The organism is Thalassotalea insulae, from assembly GCF_030161395.1.
GTDB classification, from domain to species: domain Bacteria; phylum Pseudomonadota; class Gammaproteobacteria; order Enterobacterales; family Alteromonadaceae; genus Thalassotalea_E; species Thalassotalea_E insulae.
The window spans coordinates 433,001-448,817 of the sequence record NZ_BSST01000001.1 but is presented as its reverse complement, the minus strand read 5'-3'; the positions used below and the strand labels follow the sequence as shown (position 1 = coordinate 448,817).

Genomic DNA, 15,817 nt, shown 5'->3' with positions numbered 1-15,817 from the left:
CATCTTTAGCACAGTTTAACAGCCAAATTAGTATATAAAATAGAAAGGCGAGACAATATGCGCATTATTCTTTTAGGTGCTCCGGGCGCTGGTAAAGGCACTCAAGCACAATTTTTAATGGCTAAATATGGCATTCCACAAATTTCTACTGGTGATATGTTACGAGCAGCAATTAAAGCGGGTACTGAGTTAGGCAAAAAAGCGAAAGCAGTAATGGACGCTGGCCAGTTAGTTTCTGACGAACTGATCATTGGCCTCGTTAAAGAGCGTATCGCTCAGGACGATTGCCAGGGCGGCTTTTTATTGGATGGCTTTCCTCGTACTATTCCACAAGCGGATGCAATGAAAGAAAACGGTGTTGCTGTTGATAGCGTTATCGAATTTGATGTACCGGATGAAGTGATTGTCGAACGTATGGCAGGGCGCCGTGTACATGCCGGTTCTGGCCGTGTTTATCATGTAGTCTATAATCCACCCAAAGTGGAAGGTAAAGACGATGAAACAGGCGAAGAGTTATCTATTCGTCCTGATGATGAAGAAGCAACCGTACGTAAGCGTTTAAGCATCTATCACGAGCAAACAAAGCCATTGGTTGATTACTATAAAGCGGAAGCACAGGCGGGCGCTTGTCAATATTTAACCATTGACGGCACACAACCGGTTGAACAAGTCAGTACGCTGATAGCGGAAAAACTTGGCTAGTTGCTAAAAAGAAATAAATATTAAAGGCTTGCATCTGCAAGCCTTTTTTATTGTCTGCGCTCGTGTTAATTTGAACGCAGGTTTTGCCTGCTATTAATTGAGGAACCGCATGGCACAATTATCAATTACTGGTCTTTATTTATCTTTATTGGGATTGCTTTATGTCGTATTGGCACTAAAAGTTGTTAAATTACGCACCCATTTTAAAGTTGGTATTGGCGACGGTGGCCAGGGGGCATTAGCAAGAGCAATTAGAGTGCATGGTAACTTTGCCGAATACACACCGATCGTTATATTGTTACTTGCCTGTGCTGAATTAAATGGCAGTCATCCAATGATTATTCATTTTGTTGGAGCCGCTTTTTTTATTAGCCGGATCATACATAGTATTGGTATTACCAAGTCTCAGGGAGTCACCAGTTTTCGCAGCTGGGGCATGATTGTTAGTTTTCTATCGATAATAGTACTAGCGCTTGAAAATATTCGACTGTTTCTGTTTGCATAACGGTGATAAACCATTCATTAAGCTATGGCTTGCACCATAGAAATATGAGGAATGCCATCTTCTAAATACATTGCAGAGCACGTCTCAAAACCATGCTGTAGGTAAAATTTTTCTAAATGCTGCTGGGCGGAGATTTTAATTGCTTGCTGAGCGAAACGTTGCTTACATAGATCAAGCGCCTTTTCTATCAATTGATGGCCTAGGCCTGTCCCGCGCGCTGATTCTGCTACGACAACACGACCAATAGCCGGGTGTGTAGGATAGGCAACTCCTTTCGCTAATATGCGTAAGTAGCTGGTCATTTCATTTTGTTGGTAACAATAAAGGTGCAAGGTTTCCGGGTGGCGATCTAAACCGTCTAGCTCAGGGTAATAACATGCTTGCTCAACGACAAAAACGTCAACACGCAGTTTTAACAAATCGTAAAGTTCATCTGTAGTGAGTTCAGTAAAGGTTTTAATTTGCCAGCTAATATCTTGTGCCATAAAAAAAGTTAAATAAGCAATAATTGCTTATTTAACCATGTATTATAATACTTGTATAGTGGAATTAGTCAGCGTTAACCTATTGCAATACCTGTAAATAACCGCTGTAACTTTTACCTTCTAAATAGGATAAAATTTCGCGTTTATAGTCAGCAATATTAATTTGCGGGAATTCTTTTGCCATAATTCCTTGCAAGGCTTCAGGCGCTGCAAACAATATATAACCGAGTGGTAAAAACTTAGGATTAAAATCTTTCCGGTAAACAATCGTTCTAATTTGTGAGGGTGAATAATATGCCTGTTGACCATAATGTTTGATCAACTGAGGTAATAATTTGTTGCCGTATTTTTTTAGTGACCAATAGGTAAACATAAGCTATTCCTTAGCTGTTAAAAACAAGTCCATATAATAGGGCGCATATATTACCGTTTTGTTAATTGAGAATCAACGATTGTTGACAATACTGCGGCCGTTAGCGAGCAAAAATACGTAGTTTAAGAAGATTGGTATTAGTTATTTATTTGTAAAATATTGAATTTTTCTCGCACCTAACAGTTGAACCAAGGTGCGAGAAATTATTGGTTAAAGTAAAAGTTAAGGGGGGCTATGTTTTATTATGGCGTTGCTGCAATACAGTCATCACTTCGCTGAGTTCGATGTTTTGATCTTGTAATAGCACTAAGGTGTGATAAAACAAATCTGCACATTCCCCCAATAAGTCATCTTTGGTTTCCGCAACGGCTGCTAATGCGACCTCGACGCCTTCTTCTCCTACTTTCTGCGCTATTTTGGTCGTGCCTCGGCCAAATAGTTGTGCAGTATAACTATTTTCTGGGGCATCATTTTTACGTTCAGTTATTACTTGCTCTAATTGACTGAGAAAATTTTGTTTGGTTAACTTTTGCTCAGGAAAGCAAGACTCAGTGCCTAAATGACAGCTTGGCCCAAGTGGCTGGCAAGCAATTAGTAAACAGTCGCTATCGCAATCAGCAATGACTTGTTTAACGATTAAAAAATTGCCTGAGGTTTCACCTTTGAGCCAAAGCGCCTGTTTCGAGCGACTAAAGAAGGTTGCTTTACCTGAAGTTAACGTTTGTCTTAGTGACTCGCTATTCATATAAGCTTGCATTAATACTGCGCCGGTTTTGTGGTGCTGAATAATTGCGGGCAATAAACCATTCATTTTCTGCCACGCTAATTGCTCTATATTTTCTTCGGTGACTAACATAATCGGATCTCAATATTGTGTTGTTTTAACGTTTGTTTTAATTCACTGATGGCAATAATGCCTTTGTGAAAAACACTGGCAGCAAGCGCACCATCTACGTCTGCTTGCTTAAATACATCGCTAAAGTGCTGCATTTCGCCTGCACCACCAGAGGCAATTAATGGGACTTGGCATATTTGACGCGCTTTTTTAAGTTGCACTAAATCATAGCCCTGTCTGACGCCGTCCTGATTCATACAATTAAGTACAATTTCACCCGCGCCACGTTGTTGTACTTGCTCTATCCAGTCAAAGGTCGACCAGGTAGTTTGCTGGCTGCGGCTTTCATCACCAGTGAACTGATATACTTGATATTCTCCGGTGGATTGATCAAAAAAGCTGTCGATACCAACTACAACGCACTGTTGACCAAAAACATCTGCCAGACGAGAAATTAACGTCGGATCACGTAACGCGGGGGAGTTAATACTGACTTTATCTGCCCCCATCATTAAAATTTCTTTCGCGTCCGTTTCACTTTTAATCCCCCCGGCGACACAAAACGGAATATCGATTACCTGGGCAATACGACTGACCCAGCTTTTGTCTACCACTCTATCATCTGAACTGGCAGTGATATCGTAAAAAACCAACTCATCCGCCCCGGCTTCAGCGTATTGTTGTGCTAGTGGCACGATATCGCCAATAATTTCGTGATTACGAAACTGTACCCCTTTGACTACTTTACCGTCCCTGACATCCAGACAAGGAATTATGCGTTTGGCCAGCATGCGATCGCCTCCTCTAGTGTGAATTTACCTTCGAGTAATGAGCGACCCAAAATGACACCTTTTACCCCGGTTGGAATTAACGCTTTGATATCCGCTAAGCTGCCAATACCGCCAGAAGCTTGCCAGTGAATTTTTGGATATTTCTGACAAAGTTCACGATATAACTCGACGTTAGTGCCGGATAAAGTACCGTCTTTGCTAATATCGGTACATAAAACGTGCTTAACACCTGCATCTTGATATTTGCTCAGTAACTGCTCCAGATTAACACCACTGTCTTTAAGCCAGCCATGGGTTGGCAGTGTTTTATTGCCATTGGCATCAATTTTAATATCGAGAGCGAGCACTATTTTTTCACTGCCATAAGTCATTAACCACTGGCGTACTAACTCTGGTTGTTTAATCGCTAAACTGCCAATGACAACGCGATCTGCTCCTAGCTCTAATAGCTGTTTAACATCTTCTTCACAGCGTACGCCACCACCGACCTGAATGATCATTTCAGCATGATTAACCAGACTTTTTAATGTTTTCAGTTGACGTTGATTACTGTCTTTTGCGCCATCGAGATCAACAAAATGCATCACTTTTGCACCGGAAGCTGCATAAGCTTGCTGACGCTCTAATGGAGAGTATTGATAATTGGTTTTTTGCTGATAATCACCCTGAAATAGGCGTACCACTTGACCGCCAATTAAATCGATTGCTGGGATCATCATAATTGTAATTCCTTAGCTGATAATGTCAGAAAATTCTTAATAATTTGGCTACCGATATCGCCGGATCTTTCCGGGTGAAACTGGCAGCCGATAAAGTTATCTTTGGCAATCGCGGCCGAAAATTCAGCGCCATATTGGCAACTGGCAATGGTATATTCGCTTATCGGCGCCCCATAACTATGAACAAAATAAACATAGTCACCGTCTTTTATGCCATGCAATATCGGATGTGGCTGCTTTATGGCTAAGGTATTCCAGCCCATATGAGGTAATCGTAAGCCTTGAGCGTTTAACGGCTTGACCTCAGTTGGGATCAAATTCAGGCATTGAATCGCTGTATTGTCGCGATCCGTGACTCGTAACCCTTCTAAAGAACAACGCGTCATCAGTTGCATACCAAGGCAAAAGCCTAACACTGGTTGAGTTAATTGCTGTAAGGTGTTAGTCAGCTGTTTCGATGTGATATTTAGCATTGCGTGTTTGGCACTGCCAACACCAGGTAAAATCACCTTATCTGCATCTCGAATTTGATCGTTATCATCTGTAATAAGTGCCTGAAAGCCTAAACGTTCGATGGCAAATTTTACTGAAGATAAATTGGCACATCCGGTATCGACGATAACGATTTTTTGCTGCTTTATCCCTGTCATAATGCACCTTTAGAGCTTGGCAAAACATCACCACTGACAGCAATAGCTTGTCGTAGTGCACGGCCAAAAACTTTAAACAAGCTTTCTACCTGGTGGTGACAGTTTCCTTCTGTGGTAGACAGGTGCAAAGTGATCGCCATGGCATCAGCTAATGAGCGAAAAAAGTGTGACACCATTTGTGTTGACATCTGGCCAACCTGATTGTCGGTGAATGTTGCATCAAACGCTAACCATGGGCGTCCTGATAGATCGAGCGAACATTCTGCCCGACATTCGTCCATTGGCAGCACAAAACCAAAACGGCCAATACCACGCTTATCGCCAAGTGCTTGCTTTAGCGCTTGTCCAAGTGCTAAAGCCGTATCTTCAACACTGTGGTGCTCATCAATGTGATAATCACCATCGACAGTTACTTGCATGGAGAACCCGCCGTGGGTAGCAATTTGTTCGAGCATGTGATCGAAAAATCCTAAACCGGTGTGAATATTAACCTCACCGACTTTATCGAGGTTAATCGCCACACTGATATCGGTTTCTTTTGTTGTGCGAATGACCTTAGCCGTGCGGGGCTGAGTGAGTAATTGCTCGGCGATTGCTTGCCAGTTATTTGTTACTCTGTGGTATTTTATGCCGGGAATACCCATATTGGCAGCCAGCTGAATATCGGTATCACGGTCACCGATGACATAGGAGTTGGCAAAGTTAATCTTACCTTGTTGCAAATAGTCACTGACCAAGCCTAACTTAGGTTTGCGACAACTGCAGTTATCTTGTTCAAAGTGCGGGCATAATAATACCTCATCAAAGATCACTCCTTGCGAGTTAAATAATGCCATCATTTTATTGTGCGGCAGATCAAAGTCAGCTTGTGGGTAGCTACTGGTGCCAAGTCCGTCCTGATTAGAAACCATGACCAGGCGGTAGCCCTTTTTTTGTAACTTCAACAACACAGGGATCACGTCAGGCTCAAACGCTAATTTCTCCAAACTATCTACTTGTTTATCGCTGATAGGTTCCTCAATCAAGGTGCCGTCGCGATCAATGAATAATATATTTTGTTGGGATTGACTCAGTGCCATATTAGTTCTCATTCTGTAAAATATTTTGCGTGTTTTTGCGATTAGCAAATGCCATGGTAATTGTTTGTTTAAGCTTTAATAATTCATCATCACTGCCAATGCTGATCCGTAGGCAGTTGGTCAGGTTTAACTGCGCCGATTGGTCGCGAATTAAAATGTCTTGTGCCACTAATGAATTAAAAATAAAGTGTTTTTCATCAGTAGATGATGTTTGAAACAAGATAAAATTGGCGTCACTGGCAAATACCTTAGTGCACCAGTCTTGATTTTCCAGCCAATCTGCTAATTGCTGGCGTAAAAAATTGCTTTGCTGAACCCGGGTGTTCATTTGCTGTACGCCAGATGCAGCCAAGTTGCTACTAGCTATTTCCGCTACCGGTAAAGCAATAGGGTAGGGAGCGATCACTTTACTTAACATCGTAATAATGTCAGCGTTTGCTAGAGTAAATCCACAACGCAACCCTGCGAGTGCAAATGCTTTAGATAAAGTACGTAAAACGACTAATTGTGGATACTGTGCAAGCCAGCTGGCGACTGATTGTTCTGGGCTGAATTCAATATAGGCTTCATCTACGACTACCACTGCACTATCACTGAACATATCCAGCGTCGCCTTTATCGATGAAGCAGATAGCAAGTTGCCTGTTGGATTACCTGGGGAACATAAAAATACCAGTTTCGCTTTGCCTACTTGTTGTGCCATTGCGTCTAAATCGAGCTGGCAATCTTCAGTTAACGGCACCTTGATAATACCGGCACCGTGATTTTCTGCACTGATGCTATACATGCCGTAAGTTGGCGGACAGATCAGAATATTATCTTGATAGGCGGTACAAAAAGTACGAATTAATAATTCGATACCTTCGTCGGCGCCGCGGGTGGCAAGAATATTTTCTCGTGCCAGCTTGCTATATTCACTATAGGCGGAGATTAAATTTTCCGGTTGAAAGTCTGGGTAGCGATTAATGCAATCACTATTAAGTTGATAAATACCTTGGCCAGACGCTTCATTAGCATTGAGCCAGATTTTTTGCTTAACCTCATTACCACCAGAGTATAATCTGCGTGCCGATTGATAGGGCACCATATCAATTAATTCTTTTCGTGCAAGTTGCTTGGCTACTGACATCGAGAATTCTCCCCTTGCTCATCAGACAGGCGAATCGTAACCGCCCGTTTATGCCCATCAAGTCCTTCGGCATCGGTCAGTTCAATAATACAAGGAGCAATATTCGCTAGGCCTTGTTTGGTAATGTGTTGTACGGTATAGCGACGTGAGAAGTCAGCTAACGATAGACTGGAAATCACTTTAGAGTAACCATAAGTCGGCAATACGTGGTTGGTGCCACTGGCGTAATCTCCGGCCGATTCCGGCGTATAGGCACCGACAAAAATAGAGCCGGCGTTGCGTAGATTTTGCAGTAAGCTTTGGGCATTTTCTGTTTGAACAATTAAATGTTCAGGACCGTAACTATTAGAAATAGTAACGGCTTGTGATAAATCTTCTGTTAAGATCAAGCGGCTCTGGATTAATGCTTGCTCGGCTATTACTTGGCGTGACAGCGTTGTGATTTGTGTTGCCAACTCATTATAAACTGCGTCGATTAACGATTTACTGTCAGATAACAAGATCACTTGACTGTCCGGACCGTGCTCTGCCTGAGAGAGTAAATCAGCAGCAACAAAGCTAGCGTTGGCATTAGCATCAGCGATCACTAATACCTCTGAAGGGCCGGCTGGCATATCGATAGCAAAGCCAGGTACTTGCTGCGCCAACTGTTTCTTCGCTTCGGTCACATACTTATTACCCGGGCCAAATATTTTATTAACTGCCGCTATCGTTTCAGTACCAAAAGCAAGTGCTGCACAAGCCTGAGCGCCGCCAATGGCATAAATTTCGTTAATGCCACATAAATCTGCTGCAGCTAATACTTCAGGAGCTAAGTTACCGCTTTTATCGGGAGGGCTGACTAACACCACCCGCTGACACTCTGCAAGCTGTGCTGGAACGCCAAGCATTAAGACCGTTGAAGGCAAAGGTGCACTACCGGCAGGGATGTATAAACCGACACTTTCTATTGCTTCAGTTTTTAAGGTACAAACTACACCAGGTGAAGTTTCGACTGTGATATCTTCAGGTTTTTGTGCTTGATGGAAACGCTTAATTTGCTGATAGGCAGCATTGATTGCATCAAGTCTTGCTTGACTTAATGACGCTTTAGCTACGGCGATTTGTTCATTAGTGACTCTCAGGCTTTTCAGATCACAGCCATCAAAGCGCTCAGTTAAATCAAACAGCGCACTATCGCCTTTTTGTCTGACGGTATTAAGAATATTACCTACTTGGGTCGCCAGCAGTTCACTTTCGGCAATCGCTGGTCGTGCTAAGGCGTTTATTTGTTCCTGTGGCGATAATGCTGCCCAGTTAATTGTTCTGATCTTCATAGCTCTACTATTAACCCATCATTTTTTCTATTGGCATCACTAAGATAGAGTTACAACCTAGTGCATTAAGTTTTTCCATGGTTTCCCAGAAAAAAGTTTCAGTAGCTACTACGTGTACTGCCACTAAATCATCACGACCTGCAAGAGGTAAAATAGTGGGGGTTTCCGAACCTGGCATTAGGGCGCACACTTCTGAGATCTTATCTTTTGGCGCGTGTAGCATAATGTATTTGCTTTCTTTCGCTTTCATTACTCCCTGAATACGCGGCAATAACGTATCTAAGATACTTTGTTTTTCACTATTAAGTGGTGTTGCTGTTTGGATCAGTGAGGCTTTTGAACGGAAAATTTCTTCAACTTCCACTAAACCATTGGCTTCAAGTGTGGCACCGGTAGAAACCAGATCACAGATTCCATCGGCTAAACCAACACGAGGTGCGACTTCTACCGAACCTTTAAGCAAACAAAATTCGATATTAATGCCATTTTCTTTGGCAAAGCGATTCAATAATTGTGGATATGTAGTGGCAAAACGTAAGCCATTCAAACTGTCTATGCCTTGGTAGTTAAACTCTTCTGGCATAGCTATCGACAAGCGACAGCCACCAAAATTCAGCTGTGTGGTTTTAAAGTATTGTGATTTTTGCCCCATTAACTCACGCTCTAACGCAGTTTCTTCTAAGGTGTTATCACCAACAATACCGAGATCACAGACGCCATCCATAACTAAGCCTGGAATATCGGAACTGCGCACTCGCATTATGTCGATTGGCATATTGGCGACATGAGCGAGTAAGCGTCGATCCGAAACATTGAGCTTTAAGCCACAACGTTTAAGTAATGCTTGGGTATCGTCACTTAAGCGACCTGATTTTTGCATTGCGATGCGTAGGCGTGTTTCAGTCGTCATCTTTTTTTCCTATTAAAAGTTAAATCTTGTTGTTTAAAAAAGTGTTTACTCAAAATTCCTGTATATACAATTCTCTCGCCCTAAAAAGCGAAAAACCCCCGAAAGAGGTGGACTCTTTCGGGGGTTTTAGAAACTACTTTTATAAACGCCGCTGAAAGGTCCATAGCCCCTCAGCGAACAAACCTGAGTGGCTAATCCGTATGATGGTGATGATGATGGATAACAGTCAGGTTTATTGTCATAATTTGCTCTATATATCAATTAGCAGTGCTAAGTATGTAAAAATAACTTGACGAAGCAATTGGTAATTCCGTCGGTTATTTCTTAATTACTATTTACATTACTGATAATTTGCTAGTGTAGCAAGTATTAAATGTGATTGTTTTATGACAATATCGTCTAATAGATAAACATTTTGTTATCGGCTTATAAAATGTTGGCACTTGCCGATACAAGGTTATCATCAGGAAGTAATTTGATAAGGTCTCAGGTGATTAGATGGATATTTTTACTACAGCGTTAGCCAAGATAAGAGCAAACCCGATCAGGCCAGATAAGCTTAGGGTTAAGGCGTTACGTAAAGAGTCGGCAACTAACGAGTTGACGGATGATATTAATCATCTTGAAGATCACCAGTTGTATTTTATTGATGAGAAAACTCATCAGCAAAATAAGGGAAAACAGCAACAAACTAAGCCTCAACAAACAGAAGAAGGCGTTAAGGCGAGTGAAGACGTCATTTTGCATAAACAAGATATTTTGCACCCTCAGCCAGCAAAAGATAATGACGATGATGAAATAGAACACCTAGATATTTTTATTTAAGTAAAATTTATTCATTACGAAGTTTTTAGTATTAAATGTTGATTAACAATTAAGCTACTGATATAACAAGAAGAAGCAAAGGAGGCATGATGCTGATTCAAAAGTTATTGAGGGTAGAATACTTACAGTCAAATCAATCAAGTATTAAATCTTGGTTGTCATTAAATTTAGTTGCTAACCTCATAAAGGCTGTCGTTGTTGTTTTTATTTTGCTGTACCTTACAGCTAGATATCAGCAATATAATGCAGAACAAAATGCCACTGAGCAGCTGTTAACATCGCCAAAGGTCAATGATATCTACTTTCTTGATTTTCGTTTGATTTCCGATAATTTGCGGCCAAATGAAAAATATCGTGTTGCTAAAATCTTTGATATTACCGGTGATATCGTAACTTTGCGTTATGGCGATTTATTGTTTGCTAACAAACATTCGGCAGAAGATAGCGTCAGGTTTGGACAATTACGTTACCAAGATTATTTTCAACCAGAACGTATTAATCTTACTGTTCAAGAACTGCAGCAGTGGCGAGCTAAGGAAGCTATTTACCTGGTGAAACGTCCTAAACTGAATAAACTTTTTGGTAACTATGTTGGGCCTGTGAATCAAAGCCAGCCAAGTATGCAGTTTATCCAAGGACGCCGTGAATATTATACTGGACGAGCGCATCTGGCTAATAGCCTTAGTGAAACTAGTATTGAAGATGCCTTTTATTATTTTGAAAAATCTGCCACATTGGGTTATTCGCTAGGGCAAGTCAGTTTAGCAGAGCTTTATTTAACCGACGAATATGGCCATGATTTAGAATCGTCTTTGTATTGGTTGGAACGGGCGGCTTTACAAAGTCATAAGCCAGCAATATTGAAGTACGGCATCATATGCCAACAAGTAGAAAACTGTAACTTAGGGGATTTTTATCAGATGCTGATTGAAAATGGCGTCAACCTTAAGGTCAGGGAAATGCCGGTAAAATTGATGCCAGCCAGTGTGCAGTGATTAGGTGGTAACACCGTAATTATCACTTTCTTTCTGCCGACGGGCTTATATAATAGCGCCATCTTCGTTTAATAATAAGCCCTATGTCGCCGGTCGAACACGCCTTTTCTCAACATGGTATTCTAGCTAAAGTCCTAACAGGCTATTCACCAAGACAAGCACAACTGGATATGGCGCTTGAAGTTGAATTGGCGATCAAACAGCAGTCATCTTTAGTGGTAGAAGCGGGGACAGGTACTGGGAAAACTTTTGCTTATTTAATCCCTGCGCTGCTCTCTGAAAAGAAAGTGATCGTTTCAACGGGTACCAAAAACTTACAGGAACAGTTGTTTCATAAGGATATTCCTCTATTACGCAAAGCGATGGCAACCAATGCCCAAATTGCTTTATTAAAGGGGCGTGCTAATTATTTATGTTTATATCGACTGGAATTATATCGTCAGGAGCGCGGCCAATTAGATGCCGCTATGCTGGCCGATTTTGTTAATGTCAGCAGCTGGTCAACATCAACTCATAGTGGGGATATAGGTGAGTTAGTCAATGTCGCGGAAGACTCTGCTATTTTTCCTTATGTCACCAGTACCTTGGATAACTGTCTCGCGAAAGATTGTCCACATATTGAAGACTGTTATCTAGTCAAAGCACGTAAAAAAGCGATAGATGCGGATGTGGTTGTGGTTAATCATCATTTGTTTTTTGCCGATATGGCATTAAAAGATACTGGTTTTGGTGAATTGATCCCCAAGGCTGACATAGTCGTTTTTGATGAAGCGCATCAAATACCAGATATCGCCAGTGAGTATTTTGGTGAAGCGTTTTCTTCACGGCAAATTCTTGATCTATGTTCAGATGTGTTACAACTGTTTCATACCAGCTTAACCGATGTTAAACAGCTTGGTAAAGCGGCTGAAAAATTGCAAAAAACGGCACAGGAATTCCGTTTATTATTTAACTATGACCCTGAACGGGGCAACTGGCGAGAAAAATTACGGCATCCCGCGATTGCTAGAGCATTTGGTAATATAAAAACAGACTTAGATTTTTTATATCAGGTGATCAAGTTATGTTTATCGCGTAATGATGCCATTGATAACTGCTTTGAGCGAGCGCTGGCAATTTTAGCTAAGTACGACATTATGGCGAATGTTGAACAAAATGGCATGAGTTTTTGGTATGAAACGACCCGTCGACATGTCGTATTACATTTAACACCATTAAGCGTTGCCGATAAGTTCAGTGAATTTATTCAGCAATCGAATGCTGGCTGGGTGTTTACCTCTGCAACGATTGCTGTTAATGAAGGTTTTACTCACTTTACGGAGCAGTTAGGCTTAACTGATGCACAAACGCTACTAGTCGATAGCCCGTTTGATTACCTTAATCAGTCGCAATTGGTGGTGCCTCGATATTTACCCGATGCCAATCAAAAAGGGCGGGCGCAAGCATTGGCGGATCTAGCTCAGCCATTAATTGAAGCCAGTCATGGCGCCTGTTTTATGCTGTTTACCAGTTATCGGATGTTAAATCAGGTTGCAGATATTTTAGCTGAACAAATTAGTAACCCATTATTAGTGCAAGGACAAATGAGTAAGGGGAAGTTGCTGGAAGATTTTATTACGCGCAGTGATGCAGTCTTATTGGCGACAGCAAGCTTTTGGGAAGGGGTTGATGTTCGGGGAGATAAATTAACCTGTGTCATCATAGATAAGCTGCCATTTGCCTCTCCTGACGATCCTATGTTACAGGCCCGTAGTGAAGATGTTCGCCGCCAGGGCGGAGATCCATTTAGTGAAATTCAGCTTCCGCAGGCCATTATTGCGCTTAAACAAGGTGTTGGTAGATTAATTCGCGATGTTACCGATCAGGGAGTCATGGTAATATGCGATGATAGACTAGTGAATCGCCCTTATGGGCAAATGTTTTTAAAAAGTCTGCCGGATATGCGTCGTAGTCGAGATATCAATAACGCGAGTACGTTTTTAACGTCACTTCATGCGCATAGTGAACAAGAGCAGCATATATAGAAAGAATTTATGGTAAATTATTTAGCAATCGATGCATCTACAGAAGCCTGTTCCGCGGCGTTAATGTTTAATGGGCAGTTATATCAGCAGTTTGAGCTTTGTCCTCAGTCTCATAGTTTAGTGTTATTGCCTATGGTGGATAAGTTACTCACTCAGGCGGGATGCCAGTTAACGGATCTGGATGGCTTAGTGTTTGGTCAGGGACCGGGCAGCTTTACCGGCGTACGTATCGGTATTGGTGTGGCACAGGGATTAGCGTTTGCCGCTGATCTACCTGTGGTTGGCGTATCAACATTACAGGCGATGGCACAAGTCGCTTATCAGCAGCATCAGCAAACTGAAGTGATTGCCGCAATTGATGCCCGAATGTCAGAGGTTTATTTAGGCTATTTTCGATTAGACGCAAATGGCATCATGGCACCTATTGTTGAAGAAGCGGTTTTACCCCCTGAGCAAGTTCGTCATTATTTAACCGAGCGTGATCTGTTAGCAGATGATACTAAGCCTTATGGTGTCGGTACTGGCTGGGATGCTTATCAGGAAAAATTAGCGGGTTTGACGGTCAATCAGACCAGTCCTGAGGTGTTATATCCTCATGCTGAGGCTATGCTCACTATTGCTGAAGCTGATTTTGACAACGGAAACGCCGTTAGTGCAGAGTTGGCACAACCTGTGTATGTAAGAGATACTGTGTCATGGAAAAAGTTACCGGGTCGAGAATAACACAGTATTATTTTGTGATTTGGTAAAAGTTTGATAGATTTAATATATGCAAGTTAATAGCGCCAGTTCATTTACGCCACAAGCAGCGAGTTCTTTAGCCGTTGATAATCAAGTGCGGGTCAATGAAAATAATGACAGATTAACGGCACGTCAACAACAGCAGAAAACGCCGCAAAAAAGTGCTGAGCAGCAACGAGCTAATCGTCTGGATATTGACGAACAGGCAATTGCCATCGTTGAGCGTGAACAGCAAAATCTGTCGGTAAATAATCAGGCGTCAAATAGTTCAAATACCTCTTATGATCAACCCTCTCAGGCAAATCAAACGGCGGTCTCTACCTATCAATCAGTGGACAATATAGTTAAACGCGAAACCATTGAGCAAGCGTTTGGTGTTGATTTATATGCCTAATGGCTTTCGTTGTGCTGATACAATATTGTAGTTATGTCTGATATTACAACTTCCGAGACTATGAAGTTTAGTGAAAAATATCGCTTTGCTATAGTGTTAATTATGGCGGCGTTCATTATGCAAATCCCTTATCTTTCTATCCCACTAAAATGGTTTGAAAGCTACTTTCATGAAATGAGTCATGGTTTAGCTGCCCTGGCTACTGGTGGCAGTATTGTCAGCATTCAGTTATTCCCTAATGGCGCTGGGCTTTGTACAACTCGTGGCGGTAGCAGCTTTGTTATTAGTTTTTTTGGTTATGCTGGTGCCAGTTTATGGGGCATGATCATTTATCGGGTGGCTGCAATGCATCAGCGAATGGCGCAGTTATTCAGCGGTATCATCGCCTTAGTGATTATTATTACTATGGTATTTTGGCTCGCTGATTGGTTAACTTTTGTTATTTTATCCGTGTTGCTGACAATAGTGTTGCTAAAGTTCAAATTGAAAAACTTGAATTATTTTCAATGGTTGTTACAAATAATTGCTGCAGTGGTGTTGCTTAATAGCGTCAAAAGTCCTTTATATTTAATTGATGGTCGAATGCTAGGAGATGGCGCATCGTTGGCGCAGTTAACCTTGATACCTGAGATTATCTGGGTAGCAATATGGTGTGCTTTAGGCATGTTAGCGATTTGGACATTGATGAAAACTAAAATTTAACTGCGCGGTCTTATAGTTAGAATTGCGATTAAGAAGAACATAGTACGAGGAAGATAATTATGTTGAAAAAATTGATAGGGCTATCAGTGGTTGCATTGTTCACAACTGCTTGTGTGCATATTCCTGAGTCAGTAAGAGTAGATGAATCAACACCATTAACAGAATTTTATCAAGTGCGTGATAATGCTAAATTACATTTAGGTGAAATGGCCCGTTGGGGAGGGGTCATTGCAAAAGTCGAAAATCACGCTAATAACACTATGTTGGAAGTGGTTAATTTTGAGCTTAAATCATCAACTCGCCCGAGTGTAAAAGATGAAACTCAAGGGCGTTTTCGTATTTATTATCATGGCTTGTTAGACCCTGTTATTTATAAAGAAGGTCGCAGCATTACCGCGTTAGGTAAAGTTGCGCCGTCAGAGCAGGGGGTGATAGGTGAGCATGAGTATTTGTACCCTGTGCTAAACGCCAGTGCAGTGCATTTATGGAAAAAGGTACAGAAAGTAGATGCTTATGTTTTTCATCAGCCTTTCTGGTATACCCCATCGTTATGGTACTACCCTAGACCCTACTACGGCGGGCGATATTATTATGCTCAACCAAACGTTAAGGCTAAGGCAAAAGCCAAGAAGTAATTATCGA

General features: G+C 41.6%; 19 protein-coding genes and 1 other annotated feature. Of the genes, 9 read left to right on the top strand and 10 right to left on the bottom strand.

Annotated elements, in window-relative coordinates:
* Nucleotides 1-57: 57 nt before the first annotated feature.
* Complete coding sequence (gene adk, locus QQK06_RS02110) at nucleotides 58-702, top strand: adenylate kinase (RefSeq protein WP_284242921.1); 645 nt, start codon at nucleotides 58-60, stop codon at nucleotides 700-702.
* A gap of 109 nt (nucleotides 703-811) precedes the next feature.
* Entirely contained in the window at nucleotides 812-1,207 is a 396-nt protein-coding gene (locus QQK06_RS02105) for an MAPEG family protein (RefSeq protein WP_284242920.1), read from the top strand.
* A gap of 17 nt (nucleotides 1,208-1,224) precedes the next feature.
* Here the strand turns inward: QQK06_RS02105 and QQK06_RS02100 are convergent, their stop codons facing one another.
* From QQK06_RS02100 to hisG, 10 genes are all read right to left on the bottom strand, one after another.
* Nucleotides 1,225-1,692, bottom strand: coding sequence for a GNAT family N-acetyltransferase (locus QQK06_RS02100; RefSeq protein WP_284242919.1), 468 nt, complete (start codon nucleotides 1,690-1,692; stop codon nucleotides 1,225-1,227).
* 79 nt (nucleotides 1,693-1,771) lie between these two features.
* Nucleotides 1,772-2,065, bottom strand: coding sequence for a DUF6559 family protein (locus QQK06_RS02095; RefSeq protein ID WP_284242918.1), 294 nt, complete (start codon nucleotides 2,063-2,065; stop codon nucleotides 1,772-1,774).
* Nucleotides 2,066-2,297: 232 nt separating this feature from the next.
* Nucleotides 2,298-2,921 carry a bifunctional phosphoribosyl-AMP cyclohydrolase/phosphoribosyl-ATP diphosphatase HisIE gene (gene hisIE, locus QQK06_RS02090; RefSeq protein ID WP_284242917.1) on the bottom strand — a complete coding sequence of 208 codons (624 nt, stop codon included), beginning with the start codon at nucleotides 2,919-2,921 and terminating at the stop codon, nucleotides 2,298-2,300.
* Nucleotides 2,915-3,691 (bottom strand): imidazole glycerol phosphate synthase subunit HisF, encoded by a 777-nt coding sequence (gene hisF, locus QQK06_RS02085; protein WP_284242915.1) that lies wholly within the window; start codon nucleotides 3,689-3,691, stop codon nucleotides 2,915-2,917. Before hisF ends, hisIE begins: the two co-directional genes overlap by 7 nt.
* Complete coding sequence (gene hisA, locus QQK06_RS02080) at nucleotides 3,673-4,410, bottom strand: 1-(5-phosphoribosyl)-5-[(5-phosphoribosylamino)methylideneamino]imidazole-4-carboxamide isomerase (protein ID WP_284242914.1); 738 nt, start codon at nucleotides 4,408-4,410, stop codon at nucleotides 3,673-3,675. Before hisA ends, hisF begins: the two co-directional genes overlap by 19 nt.
* Nucleotides 4,407-5,060 (bottom strand): imidazole glycerol phosphate synthase subunit HisH, encoded by a 654-nt coding sequence (gene hisH, locus QQK06_RS02075; protein WP_284242913.1) that lies wholly within the window; start codon nucleotides 5,058-5,060, stop codon nucleotides 4,407-4,409. The genes hisA and hisH overlap by 4 nt, the downstream gene beginning before the upstream one ends.
* On the bottom strand, nucleotides 5,057-6,139 hold the full coding sequence (gene hisB / locus QQK06_RS02070; RefSeq protein ID WP_284242912.1) for a bifunctional histidinol-phosphatase/imidazoleglycerol-phosphate dehydratase HisB: 1,083 nt from the start codon (nucleotides 6,137-6,139) through the stop codon (nucleotides 5,057-5,059). Before hisB ends, hisH begins: the two co-directional genes overlap by 4 nt.
* Nucleotide 6,140: 1 nt before the next feature.
* A complete protein-coding gene (gene hisC, locus QQK06_RS02065; protein WP_284242911.1) occupies nucleotides 6,141-7,268 on the bottom strand; it encodes a histidinol-phosphate transaminase in 1,128 nt (375 codons plus the stop codon).
* A complete protein-coding gene (hisD, locus tag QQK06_RS02060) occupies nucleotides 7,259-8,584 on the bottom strand; it encodes a histidinol dehydrogenase (protein WP_284242910.1) in 1,326 nt (441 codons plus the stop codon). The genes hisC and hisD overlap by 10 nt, the downstream gene beginning before the upstream one ends.
* Before the next feature lie 10 nt (nucleotides 8,585-8,594).
* The gene (hisG, locus tag QQK06_RS02055; protein WP_284242909.1) at nucleotides 8,595-9,494 is read right to left on the bottom strand and encodes an ATP phosphoribosyltransferase; all 900 of its coding nucleotides are present in this window, start codon (nucleotides 9,492-9,494) and stop codon (nucleotides 8,595-8,597) included.
* An 86-nt stretch (nucleotides 9,495-9,580) separates the two neighbouring features.
* Nucleotides 9,581-9,710, bottom strand: a sequence feature (His leader region).
* A 282-nt stretch (nucleotides 9,711-9,992) separates the two neighbouring features.
* On the opposite strand from hisG, the gene QQK06_RS02050 reads away from it, so the two are divergent.
* The 7 genes from QQK06_RS02050 to QQK06_RS02020 all read left to right on the top strand — a co-directional run bounded on the left by QQK06_RS02050 (nucleotide 9,993) and on the right by QQK06_RS02020 (nucleotide 15,810).
* The gene (locus QQK06_RS02050; RefSeq protein ID WP_284242908.1) at nucleotides 9,993-10,319 is read left to right on the top strand and encodes a hypothetical protein; all 327 of its coding nucleotides are present in this window, start codon (nucleotides 9,993-9,995) and stop codon (nucleotides 10,317-10,319) included.
* Nucleotides 10,320-10,405: 86 nt separating this feature from the next.
* Nucleotides 10,406-11,314, top strand: a complete 909-nt coding sequence (locus QQK06_RS02045) for an SEL1-like repeat protein (RefSeq protein WP_284242907.1) — start codon at nucleotides 10,406-10,408, stop codon at nucleotides 11,312-11,314.
* Nucleotides 11,315-11,397: 83 nt separating this feature from the next.
* Nucleotides 11,398-13,338 (top strand): DNA repair helicase YoaA, encoded by a 1,941-nt coding sequence (yoaA, locus tag QQK06_RS02040; protein WP_284242906.1) that lies wholly within the window; start codon nucleotides 11,398-11,400, stop codon nucleotides 13,336-13,338.
* A gap of 9 nt (nucleotides 13,339-13,347) precedes the next feature.
* Nucleotides 13,348-14,061, top strand: coding sequence for a tRNA (adenosine(37)-N6)-threonylcarbamoyltransferase complex dimerization subunit type 1 TsaB (gene tsaB, locus QQK06_RS02035; RefSeq protein WP_284242905.1), 714 nt, complete (start codon nucleotides 13,348-13,350; stop codon nucleotides 14,059-14,061).
* A 46-nt stretch (nucleotides 14,062-14,107) separates the two neighbouring features.
* Nucleotides 14,108-14,473 carry a hypothetical protein gene (locus tag QQK06_RS02030; RefSeq protein WP_284242904.1) on the top strand — a complete coding sequence of 122 codons (366 nt, stop codon included), beginning with the start codon at nucleotides 14,108-14,110 and terminating at the stop codon, nucleotides 14,471-14,473.
* Nucleotides 14,474-14,506: 33 nt separating this feature from the next.
* Complete coding sequence (locus QQK06_RS02025; RefSeq protein ID WP_284242903.1) at nucleotides 14,507-15,175, top strand: M50 family metallopeptidase; 669 nt, start codon at nucleotides 14,507-14,509, stop codon at nucleotides 15,173-15,175.
* Between the two features lie 59 nt (nucleotides 15,176-15,234).
* Nucleotides 15,235-15,810, top strand: coding sequence for a Slp family lipoprotein (locus QQK06_RS02020; protein WP_284242902.1), 576 nt, complete (start codon nucleotides 15,235-15,237; stop codon nucleotides 15,808-15,810).
* The last annotated feature ends 7 nt before the right edge of the window (nucleotides 15,811-15,817 follow it).